This is a genomic window from Neorhizobium sp. BETTINA12A (assembly GCF_023006485.1).
Classification (GTDB): domain Bacteria; phylum Pseudomonadota; class Alphaproteobacteria; order Rhizobiales; family Rhizobiaceae; genus Neorhizobium.
Genome location: NZ_JALBGW010000018.1, coordinates 32,964 through 47,649, shown reverse-complemented (window position 1 = coordinate 47,649; position 14,686 = coordinate 32,964). Strand labels below are relative to the sequence as shown.

Annotated in this window: 17 protein-coding genes, 2 tRNA genes and 1 pseudogene; 10 read left to right on the top strand and 10 right to left on the bottom strand. The window is 60.4% G+C overall.

Annotated features, from left to right (window positions below):
* The first annotated feature begins 116 nt into the window (after window positions 1-116).
* Window positions 117-617: a cytochrome c gene (locus tag MOV61_RS08015; RefSeq protein ID WP_247136189.1), complete on the top strand. Its 501-nt coding sequence runs from the start codon at window positions 117-119 to the stop codon at window positions 615-617.
* A 227-nt stretch (window positions 618-844) separates the two neighbouring features.
* Here MOV61_RS08015 and MOV61_RS08010 read toward each other — a convergent pair whose 3' ends face one another.
* The 3 genes and pseudogenes from MOV61_RS08010 to MOV61_RS08000 form a co-directional block, all read right to left on the bottom strand.
* Entirely contained in the window at window positions 845-1,552 is a 708-nt protein-coding gene (locus tag MOV61_RS08010; protein ID WP_247136188.1) for a hypothetical protein, read from the bottom strand.
* Window positions 1,553-1,872: 320 nt separating this feature from the next.
* Window positions 1,873-2,034: pseudogene (locus MOV61_RS08005) on the bottom strand (SDR family oxidoreductase); the annotation flags it as partial.
* Complete coding sequence (locus MOV61_RS08000; RefSeq protein WP_247136187.1) at window positions 2,022-2,399, bottom strand: ester cyclase; 378 nt, start codon at window positions 2,397-2,399, stop codon at window positions 2,022-2,024. The gene MOV61_RS08000 and the pseudogene MOV61_RS08005, both read right to left, overlap by 13 nt.
* Before the next feature lie 296 nt (window positions 2,400-2,695).
* Here MOV61_RS08000 and MOV61_RS07995 point away from each other — a divergent pair, with 296 nt between their 5' ends.
* From MOV61_RS07995 to MOV61_RS07980, 4 genes are all read left to right on the top strand, one after another.
* Window positions 2,696-2,902, top strand: a complete 207-nt coding sequence (locus MOV61_RS07995) for a hypothetical protein (protein ID WP_172723997.1) — start codon at window positions 2,696-2,698, stop codon at window positions 2,900-2,902.
* A gap of 143 nt (window positions 2,903-3,045) precedes the next feature.
* Window positions 3,046-3,127, top strand: a tRNA-Pro gene (locus MOV61_RS07990).
* Window positions 3,128-3,178: 51 nt separating this feature from the next.
* Window positions 3,179-3,484: an ETC complex I subunit gene (locus MOV61_RS07985; RefSeq protein ID WP_038542496.1), complete on the top strand. Its 306-nt coding sequence runs from the start codon at window positions 3,179-3,181 to the stop codon at window positions 3,482-3,484.
* A gap of 43 nt (window positions 3,485-3,527) precedes the next feature.
* Window positions 3,528-3,604: transfer RNA gene (locus MOV61_RS07980), tRNA-Arg, on the top strand.
* 65 nt (window positions 3,605-3,669) lie between these two features.
* On the opposite strand, the gene MOV61_RS07975 is transcribed toward MOV61_RS07980, so the two are convergent.
* Window positions 3,670-3,972 (bottom strand): hypothetical protein, encoded by a 303-nt coding sequence (locus tag MOV61_RS07975; protein ID WP_247136186.1) that lies wholly within the window; start codon window positions 3,970-3,972, stop codon window positions 3,670-3,672.
* 331 nt (window positions 3,973-4,303) lie between these two features.
* On the opposite strand from MOV61_RS07975, the gene MOV61_RS07970 reads away from it, so the two are divergent.
* Window positions 4,304-4,960: a hypothetical protein gene (locus MOV61_RS07970; RefSeq protein ID WP_247033326.1), complete on the top strand. Its 657-nt coding sequence runs from the start codon at window positions 4,304-4,306 to the stop codon at window positions 4,958-4,960.
* 49 nt (window positions 4,961-5,009) lie between these two features.
* On the opposite strand, the gene MOV61_RS07965 is transcribed toward MOV61_RS07970, so the two are convergent.
* The 4 genes from MOV61_RS07965 to MOV61_RS07950 all read right to left on the bottom strand — a co-directional run bounded on the left by MOV61_RS07965 (window position 5,010) and on the right by MOV61_RS07950 (window position 9,327).
* A complete protein-coding gene (locus MOV61_RS07965; protein ID WP_038542553.1) occupies window positions 5,010-5,783 on the bottom strand; it encodes an amino acid ABC transporter ATP-binding protein in 774 nt (257 codons plus the stop codon).
* 48 nt (window positions 5,784-5,831) lie between these two features.
* Window positions 5,832-6,953, bottom strand: coding sequence for an amino acid ABC transporter permease (locus MOV61_RS07960; RefSeq protein WP_408962360.1), 1,122 nt, complete (start codon window positions 6,951-6,953; stop codon window positions 5,832-5,834).
* A 40-nt stretch (window positions 6,954-6,993) separates the two neighbouring features.
* On the bottom strand, window positions 6,994-8,187 hold the full coding sequence (locus tag MOV61_RS07955; RefSeq protein WP_247136184.1) for an amino acid ABC transporter permease: 1,194 nt from the start codon (window positions 8,185-8,187) through the stop codon (window positions 6,994-6,996).
* A gap of 114 nt (window positions 8,188-8,301) precedes the next feature.
* Window positions 8,302-9,327 carry an amino acid ABC transporter substrate-binding protein gene (locus MOV61_RS07950; RefSeq protein ID WP_038542559.1) on the bottom strand — a complete coding sequence of 342 codons (1,026 nt, stop codon included), beginning with the start codon at window positions 9,325-9,327 and terminating at the stop codon, window positions 8,302-8,304.
* 364 nt (window positions 9,328-9,691) lie between these two features.
* Between MOV61_RS07950 and MOV61_RS07945 the strand changes: the two genes are divergently transcribed.
* Window positions 9,692-10,882, top strand: coding sequence for a cystathionine beta-lyase (locus MOV61_RS07945; RefSeq protein ID WP_247136183.1), 1,191 nt, complete (start codon window positions 9,692-9,694; stop codon window positions 10,880-10,882).
* On the opposite strand, the gene MOV61_RS07940 is transcribed toward MOV61_RS07945, so the two are convergent.
* Window positions 10,883-12,046, bottom strand: coding sequence for an FAD-dependent monooxygenase (locus MOV61_RS07940; RefSeq protein ID WP_247136182.1), 1,164 nt, complete (start codon window positions 12,044-12,046; stop codon window positions 10,883-10,885).
* Between the two features lie 13 nt (window positions 12,047-12,059).
* The gene (locus MOV61_RS07935) at window positions 12,060-12,305 is read right to left on the bottom strand and encodes a zinc-finger domain-containing protein (RefSeq protein WP_007758304.1); all 246 of its coding nucleotides are present in this window, start codon (window positions 12,303-12,305) and stop codon (window positions 12,060-12,062) included.
* A 173-nt stretch (window positions 12,306-12,478) separates the two neighbouring features.
* On the opposite strand from MOV61_RS07935, the gene MOV61_RS07930 reads away from it, so the two are divergent.
* The 3 genes from MOV61_RS07930 (at window position 12,479) to MOV61_RS07920 (ending at window position 14,575) form a co-directional block, all read left to right on the top strand.
* The gene (locus tag MOV61_RS07930; RefSeq protein ID WP_247136181.1) at window positions 12,479-13,267 is read left to right on the top strand and encodes an alpha/beta fold hydrolase; all 789 of its coding nucleotides are present in this window, start codon (window positions 12,479-12,481) and stop codon (window positions 13,265-13,267) included.
* Window positions 13,268-13,383: 116 nt separating this feature from the next.
* Entirely contained in the window at window positions 13,384-14,205 is an 822-nt protein-coding gene (cysE, locus tag MOV61_RS07925) for a serine O-acetyltransferase (RefSeq protein ID WP_038542567.1), read from the top strand.
* Between the two features lie 166 nt (window positions 14,206-14,371).
* Window positions 14,372-14,575, top strand: coding sequence for a DUF3126 family protein (locus MOV61_RS07920; RefSeq protein ID WP_038542569.1), 204 nt, complete (start codon window positions 14,372-14,374; stop codon window positions 14,573-14,575).
* Window positions 14,576-14,686 lie beyond the last annotated feature (111 nt).

The window sequence follows — 14,686 nt, the reverse complement described above, 5'->3', positions numbered from 1 at the left end:
ACGTGCGTGAGCAGCGTCTGAGCAAGCCAAGATATATCCGCTGGAGGCTCGCGAAAACGGCGCGGAAGCCACCGTGTGGGAAGTAACCAGCCGCCGCGCGCCAATAGGAGGAGAATATGCCGGGGGATGTGTCGCGTATCGGTTCGGCTCTGCTTCAGATTACTCTCCTGGTTCTGCCGGCGGGCGCAGCAGTCTTGATCGCTCTTTTGCGGGAGCCAAGGCAGTATCGTGCCGATCCTCCCGTCTCGGCTGCGTTGGAAGGTCTGAGATTGATGCCGAACGGTATCGGCGGGACCCCGCCCGACGTCTATTTCGCTCTCGGAAAACCATATGAAAAAACAGCATTTGATCTTGCGCAGGGCAAAAGGCTCTATGCGTGGTTTGGCTGTATGCAGTGTCATGGTCAAGGCGAGGAGGGATCTGGACCCTCCTTTCTCGACGGGTGGTGGCTTTACGGCCCCTCGATGGTTTCCATCGCGGCATCCATACGAGACGGCATGCCGCCATTCCGCGACAGAATGACGATCGACCAGATCTGGCAGCTTGCCGGGAAAAGGTCGATGAGCCGCAGCTTAAAGCGATGTTTGAGACTTCGGCCGAAGTCCTCATTGGCTTAAAGACCGCCTTTGCCCACTACGAGCAAAAGAACGAGAGCGCGTGGCGTTGAAGCCGCTATCCGCCGGTTGACCCTTGAGGCGCTGCTCGAAACGGCGAGTAAATGGGCATTGGCAATCTCGCACGATCGCTCGGCAGCCTTGATACTATTCGAATTTATGCGCGAAACGTGCAAAGGCTGTTTTCGTCCGAGGCTAATATAGATGTTTAGCTGAACGAGGAGGGCCGCTCAGGCAGAGGAAGTCGGCGTAGTATGGCTGGCGTCGACGCAGCTCGTAACCACGTCATTCCCCGCGCTGTCTGGAAAAACGATCGTCAACCGTTGCTCGGCCGCCGCCCAGGCCCGAACGTGGTAGCGGCGCAGCACAAACACGCGCGCCGACAAGGCAAGCGTCCCGGCTATGAGGCCGAGAGCCATTCCCGCGCCAGCTACTGCTGTGGTGAAAATACCTGCAAAAACACCTGCGACGGTGCTGCTGACCACGCTCACCATACCGGCCGTAGTCATGAAATATTGTAAGGGCGACGGCTTGAACCCTTTGTCGACGAGCACTGCCGAGAGATCATCGTGCGTGGAGTGGATGAGGTACTTTTGCATGATCGGCGCGACATCGACGTAGTAGTGCCGAATCCGAGCCATTCCGCGAGCGTGCACCATATCCTCGATGGCGACCTGTACGGCGCGGATGAACGTGACGAGGCCGATGAAGAAAAGGCAGGGCAGCAAGATCAGGCTGAACAGCACGAACGGCATACCCATTTCCGTGACTTGCGCGACGAATGACAGAGCGATCGCCACGCTTGAGACGGATGTGAGAAACAGATTGGCGCGCTGGTTCGCTTCCTGAATCGTGGCTGCGCGGGCGGTCTGCAGCACGAAGTGCTCAGTTGTCATGCACTGCAGGATCGTGTTCGTGTCATTGCCTTCTTCAGCCATTCCCATCTTCCTCCGGTCGGTTCGATTACAACCTCGCTGACGTCGCTTTGGATCGGCAAGCCTGCGGAAATGTGAAGCAGGCCCAGCGACTTTGGGCAATTGCCCATGGGACTACGTTGGCGCCTGGAAGGTTATCGTATGGGTCCTCTCAAGCAAGCGATCGAGAGTTTCCTCATACTTCCGTCGGTAGCTCCGCTTCATTTGAACCGTCTCAAAATCCTTGCGATCGCGCCAGGTTTCGTAGAGCGCGAAGTGCGTCGGGTCGTTGGGATCAGGGTGCACGGCCGGGCAATCGGAGGATATCTCCGTGAGGCTCGAATTCATGCTGGGCTGGCGGCGGAGCCAGCAAGAAGTCCACCATCAATACTGATCTCGGTGCCGGTGATGTAAGTGGCCTCATCCGAAGCAAGCAAAACGGCAATAGCCGCGATCTCCTCTGGAAGCCCAAAGCGCTGAAGCGGCGTGTCCTTCACCAGCGCAGCCACCAGACCTTCACAATCTTCGAACCCTCGAACTCATAGGTGACGTGCTCCGCGAACGAGATCGTGCGGCCGTTGACGGGCAAGCCGAGGAATACTCCTCGTGGTGAACATCTGAATTCCAGGCGGGCCGCGATCATCGGCGGCTCGCAGACCACGAGCGACGCGCTAAAATATAGGTCGGGACTGTCCTCATAATCCTTGATCAGCATCTCGCAATAGCCTTTCAGTCCGAAAGCGCGGCCATTGTGTACGGCGTCGTCGCGGACGAACTCTCCAAGTTCGCTCCATGCCTGCCGATTGAGGCATTCCAGATAACGGAGGTAGGTCTCCCGCAAAGCCGCTGGGCCAGTGTCCTCATTAGTCATTTTGCTTCGCCTTCCAATCCTCGAACCAGCCTGGATACGGAGTGTTCTTCGCCAAGTGCCGATTGAAGTCCGGAGCGCCGTCCGACCACCACACGGAGCCACGATCGCGCAGAGCTACCTTTGCCTGTTCAACCCGCATTCTGGCGACGTTGCCGCCGTACCACAACCGGCCGCCGGCGCGTGTTGTTACGCAAACGGTGACCGTTGCGTACTGGAAAATCCCTCCGGCTCCGTCGCTAATCAATTCTCGAATTCGCAGTTCGAGATGCGATCCACTGTTAGCTGGAGGAAAACGCGTGAGCGCAGCATCGTCAGGATTTCCCCATATGTTAAGCTTCGCGGTCCTGCTCACCACGGTAACCCTGCTCGGGGTCGGTATCGCACTATACAAGCACGTGATCCCAGGTGAATACTCACCCGTCAACAAGACCTTCAGCCGCAAGCCCCGAGTGGGATCGGTGACAAGGCGTGACCGCCAGCTCGCCGAGGCCGACGCTGCTTGACTTGCGGGGGGAGTCGGGGCATTGAAGGACAACCGTTTCGGTCGGCGTTTTGAGAGCGGATTTACCGCCACCGAGCCGCCACCGAAACAACGGAAATACACGGGAACGAACGGGGATCAACCGACGTTTCCGGAACGTTGGAATGGAGTGTAGCGTCACCTGGAGCGTACTGGTCGCTGGTTTGGGACCAGAGGGTCGGGAGTTCGAATCTCTCCACTCCGACCATGCTTTTGGGTGAGGCTCCTTATCCGTTCCATTCCATGGAGCGTTACAGGAATGGCCGCCAAGATCTATCGTCCCGCAAAGACCGCCATGCAGTCCGGCAAGGCCAAGACCCATCTCTGGGTGCTGGAATTCGACCAGGAGCAGCCGCGCCGCATCGATCCGATCCTTGGCTACACCTCTTCGGGCGACATGAAGCAGCAGCTTCGCCTGACCTTCGAAAGCCAGGAACAGGCCGAAGCCTATGCCAAGCGCGAAGGCATCGAATACCGCGTCATCCAGCCGAAGGATCCGAATCGCCAGATCGTTTCCTACACCGACAATTTCCGCTTCAGCCGCACCCAGCCCTGGACGCATTGATTTTTTAGCCGCTCGGGCCTTCCCGAGCGCTGCTGCCGAGATCGGCCCCTTAGCTCAACTGGATAGAGCAGCTGCCTTCTAAGCAGCAGGTCGCAGGTTCGAGTCCTGCAGGGGTCGCCATCGCTTTATTGCTGAAATCGTTGGATTTTCTGTCATGTTTCGCAGCCGGAGACTGATCCGCGCGACTACCTGACATAATAAACAGACACACCCACCGGGTAGGCATAGACGCCTCGGTAAAAGAACCCCTTGCGATACAGACAACCCCGCAACCGCACCGCGGGCAGACTGACCTCGGCTATTGCTCCTGCCTCTGCCAGACCGGCTTCTGGAAGGCATCGCGCCAGCGCCCTGTTGTACGCCTGCATAAGTTGAGGGCTGCTTTCCACGGGCACTGCTCCGTAGAGCTGCAAATTCGACCGGGCTTCTGCCACCATCGGCATGCACATCAGGCTAAGCGCCACGCCCATTGCGAGCTTGAGGTTCATCTGTTCGCTCTCCGCTTGATACGATGCCGCGTGGAACGCGATGTCGGGCGATTTGTTCCCAAGCTCCTTGAAAGGCAGTCCGCAGCTGCCGCCAAAATGGCCGGGCTCACGAAATCCTATTCTTGCCGCATTGCGGATTCGGAATGGCCGCATTGTTTCGTATTATGGGTGATGTCAGTTCCGTAGCGTCAGCGCGCGGAAGGCAGACCGGCGATCTTGCGGCCACAGGCCTCGGCAAACGCCTTCAACACATTGAAATGGTTTTCATTCGGGCAGTTCCGACTGCCCGGACCCCTTGCATTGTTTTTGAGCCTTCGAGCGGGGATTTGATATGAACAGGATATTGTCTGCCGGCGCGGTTCTTGCGCTTGCGTGTTTTTTGACGGCCGGTCCGGGGTTTGCTGAGGACAAGCCGCTGATCTGGAAGCCGATCCGCAACTCCGACACCAGCTATTCCGTCAAGCTCGGCCTGAAGCTGCCGACCCGGCTCGAAACCGAGGCCGGCATCTCGATGGGTGTCGATACGACGACGAGTGGCACGCCGGTCGACACGCCGATCAAGTTCTGGAGCAATTTCACAGCGCAAAAGATCCAGACGCCCGCCTATCAGCTGAACCGCGGCATCGGCGTCGATCTCGACGGCAATACCGGCAGCGCCGGGATCACCATGAATTATTACGAAAAGGAGATCGCGACCCCGACGATCGATATCGAGAGGCGCAGCAGCTACGGCATGCGTTATGACGGGGCGTCGGGAGAATGGCGCGGCGTCGATGCCAGCCAGTCGGTTAGTCTGCTGCACAGCCCAAGCCGCACGGCGCTGGTCGGGCGGGCAAGCGGCAGTAACGGTTTTCGCACGGTCGGGGCAGGTGTCGCCGTCGAAAAGACGCTCGGCCGATACATGACCCTCAGCGGCGCGCTGGACCGGACGTCGGACGCGCCCGATCCGGTTGCAAGCGTCAACGCCCGTTATTCCTTCCGCTGGTGAAACGAAAACGGGGCGCCGAAGCGCCCCATGATTGCATCTCCAAGCCGGGTCAGTGCAGGATCTGGCTGAGGAAGAGTTTCGTGCGCTCGTGCTGCGGATTGTCGAAGAATTCGGCCGGTGAGTTCTGTTCGACGATCTGGCCCTGGTCCATAAAAATCACCCGATGGGCGACCTGGCGGGCAAAACCCATTTCGTGGGTGACGCACAGCATGGTCATGCCTTCTTCGGCAAGGCTCACCATCGTATCCAGCACTTCCTTGACCATTTCCGGATCGAGTGCCGAGGTCGGCTCGTCGAACAGCATGATCTTCGGTTTCATGCACAGCGAGCGGGCGATCGCCACGCGCTGCTGCTGGCCGCCGGAAAGCTGGCCCGGATATTTGTTGGCCTGTTCCGGGATCTTGACGCGGGCGAGATAATGCATGGCGATCTCTTCCGCCTGCTTCTTCGGCATCTTGCGGACCCAGATCGGCGCGAGCGTACAGTTTTCCAGGATCGTCAGGTGCGGGAAGAGGTTGAAGTGCTGGAACACCATGCCGACTTCGCGGCGCACTTCGTCGATCTTCTTCAGGTCGTTGGTGAGCTCGATGCCGTCGACGATGATGTTGCCGGCCTGGTGTTCCTCAAGGCGATTGATGCAGCGGATCATCGTCGACTTGCCGGAGCCGGACGGGCCGGCGATGACGATGCGTTCGCCCTTCATCACCTTCAGGTTGATGTCGCGCAGCACGTGGAAATCGCCGTACCACTTGTTCATGCCGATGATTTCGACGGCAACGTCGGTAGCCGAGACGGTCATTTTTTTGGGTTGGGCGTCTGCCATTTATATCCCCTTAGTTATCGTTTGTGGCTAGGCACAGCTTCAGGCCAGCTATCGCTTCAGGTTGGTGTCGAGGTGCCGCTCCATGAAGGCGGAGTAGCGCGACATGCCGAAGCAGAACAGCCAGAAGATGAAGCCTGCGAAGATGAGGCCGGTGATCGGTGTGACCGGGCTGATCCAGGTCGTGTCGGTGAAGTTCAACTGCACGATCCCGAGAAGATCGAACATGCCGATGATCGATACCAGCGACGTATCCTTGAAGAGGCCGATGAAGGTGTTGACGATGCCCGGAATGACCAGTTTCAGCGCCTGCGGCATGATGATCAGCCGGATCTTCTGCCAGTAGCTGAGGCCGAGCGAATCGGCGCCTTCGAACTGTCCTTTCGGAATTGCCTGCAGGCCGCCGCGAACGACTTCGGCCATGTAGGCGGAGGCGAAGATCGCCACGCCCACCAGTGCGCGCAGGAAATTGTCGATCGTCCAGCCGGTCGGCAGGAAGAGCGGCAGCATCACGTTCGCCATGAACAGCACCGTGATCAGCGGCACGCCGCGGATGACCTCGATGAAGGTGACGCAGATGACCCGGATCACCGGCATCGTCGAGCGTCGTCCGAGCGCCAGCAGAATGCCGACGGGGAGGGAGACGGCAATGCCGACGAAGGACAGGATCAGCGTCACCATCAGGCCGCCCCACAGCGGGGTTTCGACCTTCTGGAGCCCGAACACGCCGCCATGCAGCAGGAAGAATGCGACGATCGGCAGGCCGACGAAGAGCAGCAGCGCGTTCAGGCCCTTGCGAGGCAGCTTCGGCATCAGGATCGGCACGAGAAGGGCGATGAACAGGATCGCCACCAGCATCGGCCGCCAGCGTTCGTCGAGCGGATAACGCCCGAACATGAATTGCTGGAAACGATCGCCGACGAACGCCCAGCAGGCGCCGCTCCAGCCGTTGGGCTTGATGCCGCCCTGCACGGCGGTGGTGCAGAACGAACGGTCCGTGCCGAACCAGGCCGCCTGGACAAACAGCCAGTTGATCATGCCCGGCAGGATCCAGACCAGAAGCGCAACCGCAAGGATAGTCAGCGCGGCGTCTTTCGGTGTGGCCAGAAGGTTGATGCGGATCCAGCCCGAGGCGCTCCTGGTGCTGAGCGGAGCGGGGGCGGGGGCGATCATCTCCGGGCGGACATAGGCAAGATTTTTCGTGTTCATGATCTTACCTCTCCACCAGGGCCATTTTGGAGTTGAACCAGTTCATGAACAGCGAGGTCGTGATACTGATGCTGAGATAGACGACGAGCCAGATCGACACCACTTCGATTGCCTGTCCGGTCTGGTTCATCGTCGTGCCGCCGGTGGCGACCAGTTCCGGAAACCCCACGGCAATGCCGAGCGACGAGTTTTTCGTGAGGTTGAGATATTGGCTGGTCAGCGGCGGGATGATGACGCGCATCGCCTGCGGCACGACGACGAGACGGGTCGTGGTGGCGGGCTGCAATCCGAGTGCTGCCGCCGCTTCGCTTTGCCCCTTGGCGACGGCCCGGATGCCGGCGCGGATCGTCTCGGCGATGAACGAGGCCGTATAGAAGGACAGGGCCAGGTAGAGAGCCACGAATTCCGGCGCGATCACGGATCCGCCCGACAGGTTGAAGCGGCCTGCGATCGGGAAATCGAAGGTCAGCGGAGCGCCGGCGGCAAGGAAGACGAGGACCGGCAGGCCGACGATCAGCCCGATCGCCGTCCAGATCGTGTGGAACTGCTTGCCGGTGCGCATCTGCCGCCGTTTTGCCCAGCGCGCGACGAAGAAAGTCGCAACGATAGCGACCAGCAGCGCAATGGGGATCACCCATGCGGCGTCACCCCAGACGGGCCTCGGGAAGGCGAGCCCCCGGTTGTTGAGCACCATGCCGAGCGGCAGTTTGACCGAGTCCCGAACCTGCGGCAGGGACGAAAGCACGCCCTTGTACCAGAAGAAGATGATCAGCAGCACCGGAATGTTGCGGAAAACTTCTACATAGACGGTGCAGAGCTTTGCGATCAGCCAGTTCTTCGAAAGACGGCCGATGCCGATGATGAAGCCGATGGTCGTGGCGGTGATGATACCGAAGAATGCCACCAGGATCGTATTGAGAAAACCGACGAGGATGGCGCGCCCGTAGGTCGAATCGCTCGAATAGTCGATGAGCGAGGCGCCGATGTCGAAACCGGCGCGGCCTTTCAGGAACTGATAGCCGGAAGCGGTATGGGAACTTGCCAGGTTGGCGACGGTGTTGTCGAAGATCGACCAGCCGACGCCGACGACGATGACGAGCGTGAGGATCTGGAAGAAAATAGCCCGGATCTTTGGGTCGTAGATATAGGATCTGAGAGTTCGCGCTTCGGAAGGCGCAATTGCAGCGTGATCTGTCATGCTGGCCTTTTCCCCTGTGACCTCGTTTTTGAGGTCTTTTTCTTTTTATGCGTTTTTCTTTTTATGCCGGGGATAAGGCGGCCGAGCCGCCTTATCCCGTCTTGGTTTGGCCGATTAACGAACCGGCGGAGCGTATTGCAGGCCGCCCTTGGTCCAGAGCGCGTTCAGGCCGCGCTGGATCTTGAGGGGAGTGTTCTGGCCGATGTTGCGCTCGAACACTTCGCCGTAATTGCCGACGGCCTTGATGATGTTGTAGGCCCAGTCGTTGGTCAGGCCGAGGTCGGTACCGATCTTGGTATCCTTTTCGACGCCGAGGAAGCGGCGGACGTCCGGGTTGGTGGAGGATTTGCGGATGTCATCGACATTGGCCTTGGTGATGCCGAACTCTTCAGCCTGCACCAGTGCGTAATGCGTCCACGAAATGATGTCGAACCACTGGTCGTCGCCCTGGCGAACGGCCGGGCCAAGCGGCTCCTTGGAAATGATTTCCGGCAGAATGATGTGCTCATCCGGGTTCGAAAGCGACAGGCGCAGCGAATAGAGGCCGGACTGGTCGGTCGTGTAAACGTCGCAACGGCCTTCCTGGTAGGCCTGGTTCACTTCCGGCAGCTTTTCGTAAACGACCGGCTTGTATTCGAGCTTGTTGGCCTTGAAAAAGTCGGCGAGGTTAAGCTCGGTGGTGGTGCCGGACTGAACGCAAACGGCAGCGCCGGAGAGTTCCAGAGCCGACTTCACGTTGAGGCTCTTCGGCACCATGAAGCCCTGGCCGTCGTAATAGTTGACGGTGCGGAAGTTGAAGCCGAGCGCGGTATCGCGGTTGATCGTCCAGGTCGTGTTACGGAACAGGACGTCGCCTTCGCCCGACTGCAGCGCCGTAAAGCGGGTCTGCGAGGTGGTCGGGGTGTATTTGGTCTTCGTTGCGTCATTAAAAATGGCAGCAGCAACGGCTTTGCAGTAGTCAACGTCGAAACCGGACCAGTTGCCCGATGCGTCCGGTGCGGCAAAGCCGGCGAGACCGGTGTTGACGACGCACTGAACGAAACCCTTGGACTTGACGGTATCCAGCGTGGCGGCCGATGCCGCCGATGCGAAGCCAAGGACCGCTGCGCCAATCGCGGCTGACAGAAGCGTCTTTTTCATTTTCCCAACCTTTATCTGTGGTTTTCTGTGACTTGATGGCACCAACCGCTCCCCTGTCTTTTCGAATACGGCCGGCCGCCCGCTAACCCTCCCGGTGCAGGCGTTGCTATCTCATTCGCAAAACAACGCAGGGTCAAGTGTCGCCATTTCGAATTGCGTCTGAAATGAGGTAAATTCGTTAACCCGGCTCAGAAAACGCTCAGTTACCTAAAGTTTAGGCAACGTATGATCAAAAGAGGTGCGTTTTCCGTGAGATGGAAGGTTGCCTGATGTGACTGATTTAAGCGCCTGTCGCGGGGTTGACCGGGCCCTGTTGCGGCGGCAAAACTTTGTGTCTCCATTGCCAAAGAAAGCTCTCCCCGACATGAAAAAGACGAACGAGTCTCTGTTCACCGGCGCTGGCCCCAATACGCGTCTCGCCCATATGGGCAACGATCCGTCCGACTACCACGGCTTTGTCAATCCGCCGGTCGTTCACGCTTCGACCGTGTTGTTTCCCGACGCTGCGACAATGGAGAAGCGGGCCCAGAAATATACCTACGGGACCCGCAGCACGCCGACGACAGATGCGCTCTGCGCGGCCTTTGACGAGCTGGAGGGCTCGGCCGGCACCATTCTTGTTCCCTCGGGACTGGCAGCGATTTCGGTGCCGTTTCTCGCCTATCTCTCGGCCGGCGACCACGCCCTGATCGTCGATTCCGTCTACACGCCGTGCCGTAATTTCTGCAATACGATGCTGAAGCGCCTCGGCGTCTCGATCGAGTATTACGATCCGGAAATCGGCGCCGGCATCGAAACGCTGATCAAGCCGAACACCAGGCTGGTCCATACCGAAGCGCCGGGCTCCAACACCATGGAGATGCAGGATATCAGGGCGATCGCCGACGTGGCTCACCGACACGATTGCGTCGTCACCATGGACAATACCTGGGCAACGCCGCTTTATTTCCGGCCGCTCGATTTCGGCGTCGACGTGTCGATCCATGCGACGACGAAATATCCGTCCGGCCATTCGGACATCATCATGGGCTCGGTTTCCGCCAATGCCAGGCACTGGCCCAAGCTCGAGGAAGCCCGCATTGCGCTCGGGATCTGCGGCTCACCGGATGATTCCTACCAGATCCTGCGCGGCCTGCGCACCATGGGCGTGCGTCTCGAACATCATCAGAAGAGCGCGCTCGATATCGCCGCATGGCTGGAGAGCCGCGACGATGTCGCGCGCGTCCTGCACCCGGCGCTGCCGAGCTTCCCCGGCCACGCGATCTGGAAGCGAGATTTCAAGGGCGCCAGCGGCGTCTTCTCTTTCGTGCTGAAGGCGCAGGGCGACAGGGCGAAAGCCAAGGCGCATGCTTTCCTGGACGCGCTGTCCTTCTTTGGCCTCGGTTATTCCTGGGGCGGATACGAGAGCCTCGCCGTGCCGGTCAATCTGTCGGACCGCACCATCCGCAAAGCGCCGCCGGAAGGTCCGGTCATCCGCCTGCAGATCGGTCTCGAAGACGTAGCCGACCTCAAGAAGGACCTGGAAATCGGTTTCGGGGCCGCGGCCGAGATCTGATCACCGCGCCTTGAAGCCGTAAAGCCAGTCGAAATCCGCCGCGAGTGATTGCGGCGGACGCAGCGACAGGACGATATCGCGGCCGAGCCGGATCGGGCCGCGGGCGTGATAGGCGAAACGGTTGAACAGGCCGCGGGCGCGAACCTTGGCGATTCGCCCCATGCGTTCACCCTCGAAATCGGCCAGCGCCTGCGCGAGGGGCAGGGGACCGGCCATACGGTTTGCGAGCACGAACGCGTCCTCGATCGCCATCGATGCGCCCTGGGCTGCAAACGGCATCATCGCATGCGCCGCATCGCCGATCAGCACCATGTCGCGACCGTTATGCCAGCGCCCGGCGCTCACCTCGTAGAGCGGCCAGAAGGTCGGCTGTTCGGCTCTTTCGATCAGTTGAACGATGCGTCGGTCCCAGCGATGGAACTGGCCGAGCAGCATACGCCGCTGCGCATCGCCGGCTTGCGCATCCCAGGTCTTGCCGGGGCTGATGCCGGAGGCGATTGCGACGATGTTGAACCCGTCGATCTCTTTGAGCGGGTAGGCAACCGCATGGGTCGAGGGGCCGAGAAAGGCGGTGACCTGGCCCGCGTCCAGCCAGGCGGGTCTGGCGCTGCCGGGAATCGTGAAGCGCCAGGCGACATTGCGCGAAAAATCGGGCTCCGGACTGTCCGGTATGCCGGCACGCAGATTGGACCAGACGCCGTCGGCGCCGACGATCAGGGGATAGGTTCTGCCGGTGATCCCGGCCAGCGTTCCGTGCGGATCTTCGCGGACAGGCGCATCCAGATGGATGCTGCAGAGCGGGTTCTGTGCGACCGCGGCAAGCAATGCCTGTTGAAGCGTCGCACGGTGGAGGACCCCATAGGGCGCACCCCAGCGCTCGCGGGCAAACCGCCCGACCGGCACATGCGCAAGCGGTCTGAGCGACGTCCCCGAAACGAGCGCAATCCGCTCCGGCTCGGTCCAGACGGCTTCGAGCGCGGGCAGGACGCCGAGTTCGGAGAGCACGCGCGAAGCGTTCGGCGATATCTGCAGGCCGGCCCCGACCTCGATCAGGGCGGCCGCTTCCTCGAAAAGGTCGCAGGCTATGCCGTGGCGGGCGAAGGCGAGCGCGGCCGTCAGCCCGGCCATGCCGGCGCCGATGATCGCTACTCTTTCGATAGGCATCTCGGAATGCCGATCAGGCGGCCTTGACGTGGAAGACGCAGCCCGGCGGATCGGTCTGTTCGGCCTTCAGCGATGGATTGTAGCGGTAGAGGGTCGAGCAATAGGAGCAGACCTTCTCGTTGTCGTCGCCCATGTCGATGAAAATGTGCGGATGGTCAAAGGGAACCGAAGCACCGGTGCACATGAATTCCTTGACGCCGATCTGGATCAAGCGATGCCCGCCGTCGTTCTGGAAGTGGGGAATGCTATGCCCGGCCATGATGGTCTCCGATACTTGAATGCGGCGTGTCTGATTTGCGCCGGACATTAGCCGCCCGCTTGGCGATTGTGTAGTGGGAAAACCGCCGCAGGCGCGTCGATTTCGTGTCGGTCGCGGGTTCAAACGTCGCTGTTCATCCCTTATGTTCCCGGCGTCAATGAGGAATGCCTTCGATGAATCTCAACGCGCCTGCCTTCTCTACGTTCTCCCACGACGGTCTCGATCTTGCCTATTTCGACGAAGGCGATCCGTCGGGCGATCCGGTGCTGCTCATCCATGGGTTTGCCTCGAGCGCGCTGGTCAACTGGGTGCATCCGGGCTGGCTGAAGACGCTTGGCGACGCGGGTTACCGGGTAATCGCCATGGACAATCGCGGGCATGGGGCAAGCGACAAGCCGCGCGATCCGGAAGCCTATCGGCCATGGGTGATGGCCGAGGATTCGATGGCGCTCCTCGATCACCTGAGGATCCCGGAAGCGCATGTCTTCGGTTATTCGATGGGCGCCCGCATCTCGGTCTTTTCCGCACTCGCCCATCCGCATCGGGTACGTTCCCTGGTCCTCGGAGGCCTCGGCATCGGCATGACCGACGGGGTAGGGGATTGGGACCCGATCGCCGACGCCTTGCTCGCCCCGTCGCTCGAGGACGTCAGCCATGCCCGGGGCCGCATGTTCCGCGCCTTTGCCGACCAGACGAAGAGCGACAGGCAGGCCCTTGCCGCCTGTATCCGTGGTTCGCGGGATCTGGTGACCCGCGCCGACATGGGGAGGATCGACGCGCCGACTCTGATCGGGGTCGGAACCGCGGACGACATCGCCGGTTCCGCGCAGGAGCTGGCCGCCTTGATGCCGCACGCGATTGCCCTCGATATTCCCGGACGCGACCATATGCTCGCAGTCGGCGACCGGGTGTTCAAGAAGGCGGTTCTGGACTTTTATGCGGAACTCTCGGCAAGGCCGTAGGTTTCTTCATTCTTACGATCAACGGAATGCGATTTTGCGCCCATTGGTCTCGGCGTAAACTTATTCTATATACTGGCCGTACGAAGCTCTGCCGTACGGCAAACGAGGAGACGGCGATGGCCGCGAGAACTGAAATCCGCCAGGAGCCGGTCGCGACGATGGATCCCATCTGGGATACGTTGCGCCAGGAGGCGCGCGCAGCGACCGAGCAGGACCCGCTGCTCGCCGCATTTCTGTATTCTGCCGTGCTCAACCATCGCTCGCTTGAGGAATGCGTCGTGCACCGCATCTGCGAGCGCCTCGCTCATGCGGATATTCCGGACGTCCTCCTGCGCCAGACCTTCATGGAAATGTTGGCCGACTGGCCGGAATGGGGCGCGATCCTGCGTGTCGACATCCAGGCCGTCTACGACCGCGATCCTGCCTGCCTGCGGTTCATGGAGCCGGTTCTCTATTTCAAGGGTTTCCACGCGATCCAGACCCACCGGCTGGCGCATTGGCTGTTCAACCGCGGCCGCCGCGATTTTGCGCTCTATCTGCAGAGCCGCTCCTCCAGCGTCTTCCAGACGGACATCAACCCGGCAGCCCGCATCGGCAAGGGCATTTTCCTCGATCACGCCACCGGCCTGGTGGTCGGGGAGACGGCCGTGATCGGCGATAACGTCTCGATCCTGCACGGCGTGACGCTCGGCGGCACCGGCAAGGAAGGCGCCGACCGCCATCCGAAGATTGCCAACGGCGTCCTCATCGGTGCCGGCGCCAAGATCCTCGGCAATATCGAGGTCGGGTCGTGCTCTCGCGTTGCCGCGGGCTCGGTGGTCCTGAAGGCCGTTCCGCCGAAGTCGACCGTCGCCGGCGTGCCGGCAAAGGTGGTTGGGAGTGCCGGGTGTTCGGAACCGTCGCGCCTGATGGACCAGATTCTCGGGGCTGACGACTGATTCGTCTGCGTTCGCCTTGCCGCTCGCCCGACATCGACGGCTCACGGAATATCGTGAGCCACCGAACATCGGGGAAAGAGCGGCAAAGGCTATTTCTGGCGGCTTTACTTTCGCCTTTGTCCCATGCCAAAAGCGCCGCAACCGAGAATCGCTGACGGAGAGAGACGTGAAACCGGACGAAATCAAGAAGCTCGACGCCTATTTCAAGCGCGTGATCAATCCGCAGGCGATCGTCAAGGCGCGTCCGCGCAAAGACGACTCGGCCGAAGTTTACCTCGGTGACGAGTTTCTCGGCGTCGTCTACATCGATGACGAGGATGGCGACCGCTCCTATAACTTTTCGATGGCGATCCTCGACGTCGATCTCTAATCGATCTCCCTGCGCTTTCGGCGCAAAAAGAGGGCTCAAAATCAGGTCCTTGGCCGCTCTTGCGGCGGCCTGAGCACCTAGATCCACATGGTGTTGCGTGGGTTGGGTTAC

Excerpts from the sequence above, each read along its gene's own strand:
- MOV61_RS08015 (WP_247136189.1), top strand. The coding sequence starts at position 117 with ATGCCGGGGGATGTGTCGCGTATCGGTTCGGCTCTGCTTCAGATTACT.
- MOV61_RS08010 (WP_247136188.1), bottom strand. The coding sequence starts at position 1,552 with ATGGCTGAAGAAGGCAATGACACGAACACGATCCTGCAGTGCATGACA.
- MOV61_RS08000 (WP_247136187.1), bottom strand. The coding sequence starts at position 2,399 with ATGACTAATGAGGACACTGGCCCAGCGGCTTTGCGGGAGACCTACCTC.
- MOV61_RS07985 (WP_038542496.1), top strand. The coding sequence starts at position 3,179 with ATGGCCGCCAAGATCTATCGTCCCGCAAAGACCGCCATGCAGTCCGGC.
- MOV61_RS07975 (WP_247136186.1), bottom strand. The coding sequence starts at position 3,972 with ATGAACCTCAAGCTCGCAATGGGCGTGGCGCTTAGCCTGATGTGCATG.
- MOV61_RS07970 (WP_247033326.1), top strand. The coding sequence starts at position 4,304 with ATGAACAGGATATTGTCTGCCGGCGCGGTTCTTGCGCTTGCGTGTTTT.
- MOV61_RS07965 (WP_038542553.1), bottom strand. The coding sequence starts at position 5,783 with ATGGCAGACGCCCAACCCAAAAAAATGACCGTCTCGGCTACCGACGTT.
- MOV61_RS07960 (WP_408962360.1), bottom strand. The coding sequence starts at position 6,953 with ATGATCGCCCCCGCCCCCGCTCCGCTCAGCACCAGGAGCGCCTCGGGC.
- MOV61_RS07955 (WP_247136184.1), bottom strand. The coding sequence starts at position 8,187 with ATGACAGATCACGCTGCAATTGCGCCTTCCGAAGCGCGAACTCTCAGA.
- MOV61_RS07950 (WP_038542559.1), bottom strand. The coding sequence starts at position 9,327 with ATGAAAAAGACGCTTCTGTCAGCCGCGATTGGCGCAGCGGTCCTTGGC.
- MOV61_RS07945 (WP_247136183.1), top strand. The coding sequence starts at position 9,692 with ATGAAAAAGACGAACGAGTCTCTGTTCACCGGCGCTGGCCCCAATACG.
- MOV61_RS07940 (WP_247136182.1), bottom strand. The coding sequence starts at position 12,046 with ATGCCTATCGAAAGAGTAGCGATCATCGGCGCCGGCATGGCCGGGCTG.
- MOV61_RS07935 (WP_007758304.1), bottom strand. The coding sequence starts at position 12,305 with ATGGCCGGGCATAGCATTCCCCACTTCCAGAACGACGGCGGGCATCGC.
- MOV61_RS07930 (WP_247136181.1), top strand. The coding sequence starts at position 12,479 with ATGAATCTCAACGCGCCTGCCTTCTCTACGTTCTCCCACGACGGTCTC.
- cysE (WP_038542567.1), top strand. The coding sequence starts at position 13,384 with ATGGCCGCGAGAACTGAAATCCGCCAGGAGCCGGTCGCGACGATGGAT.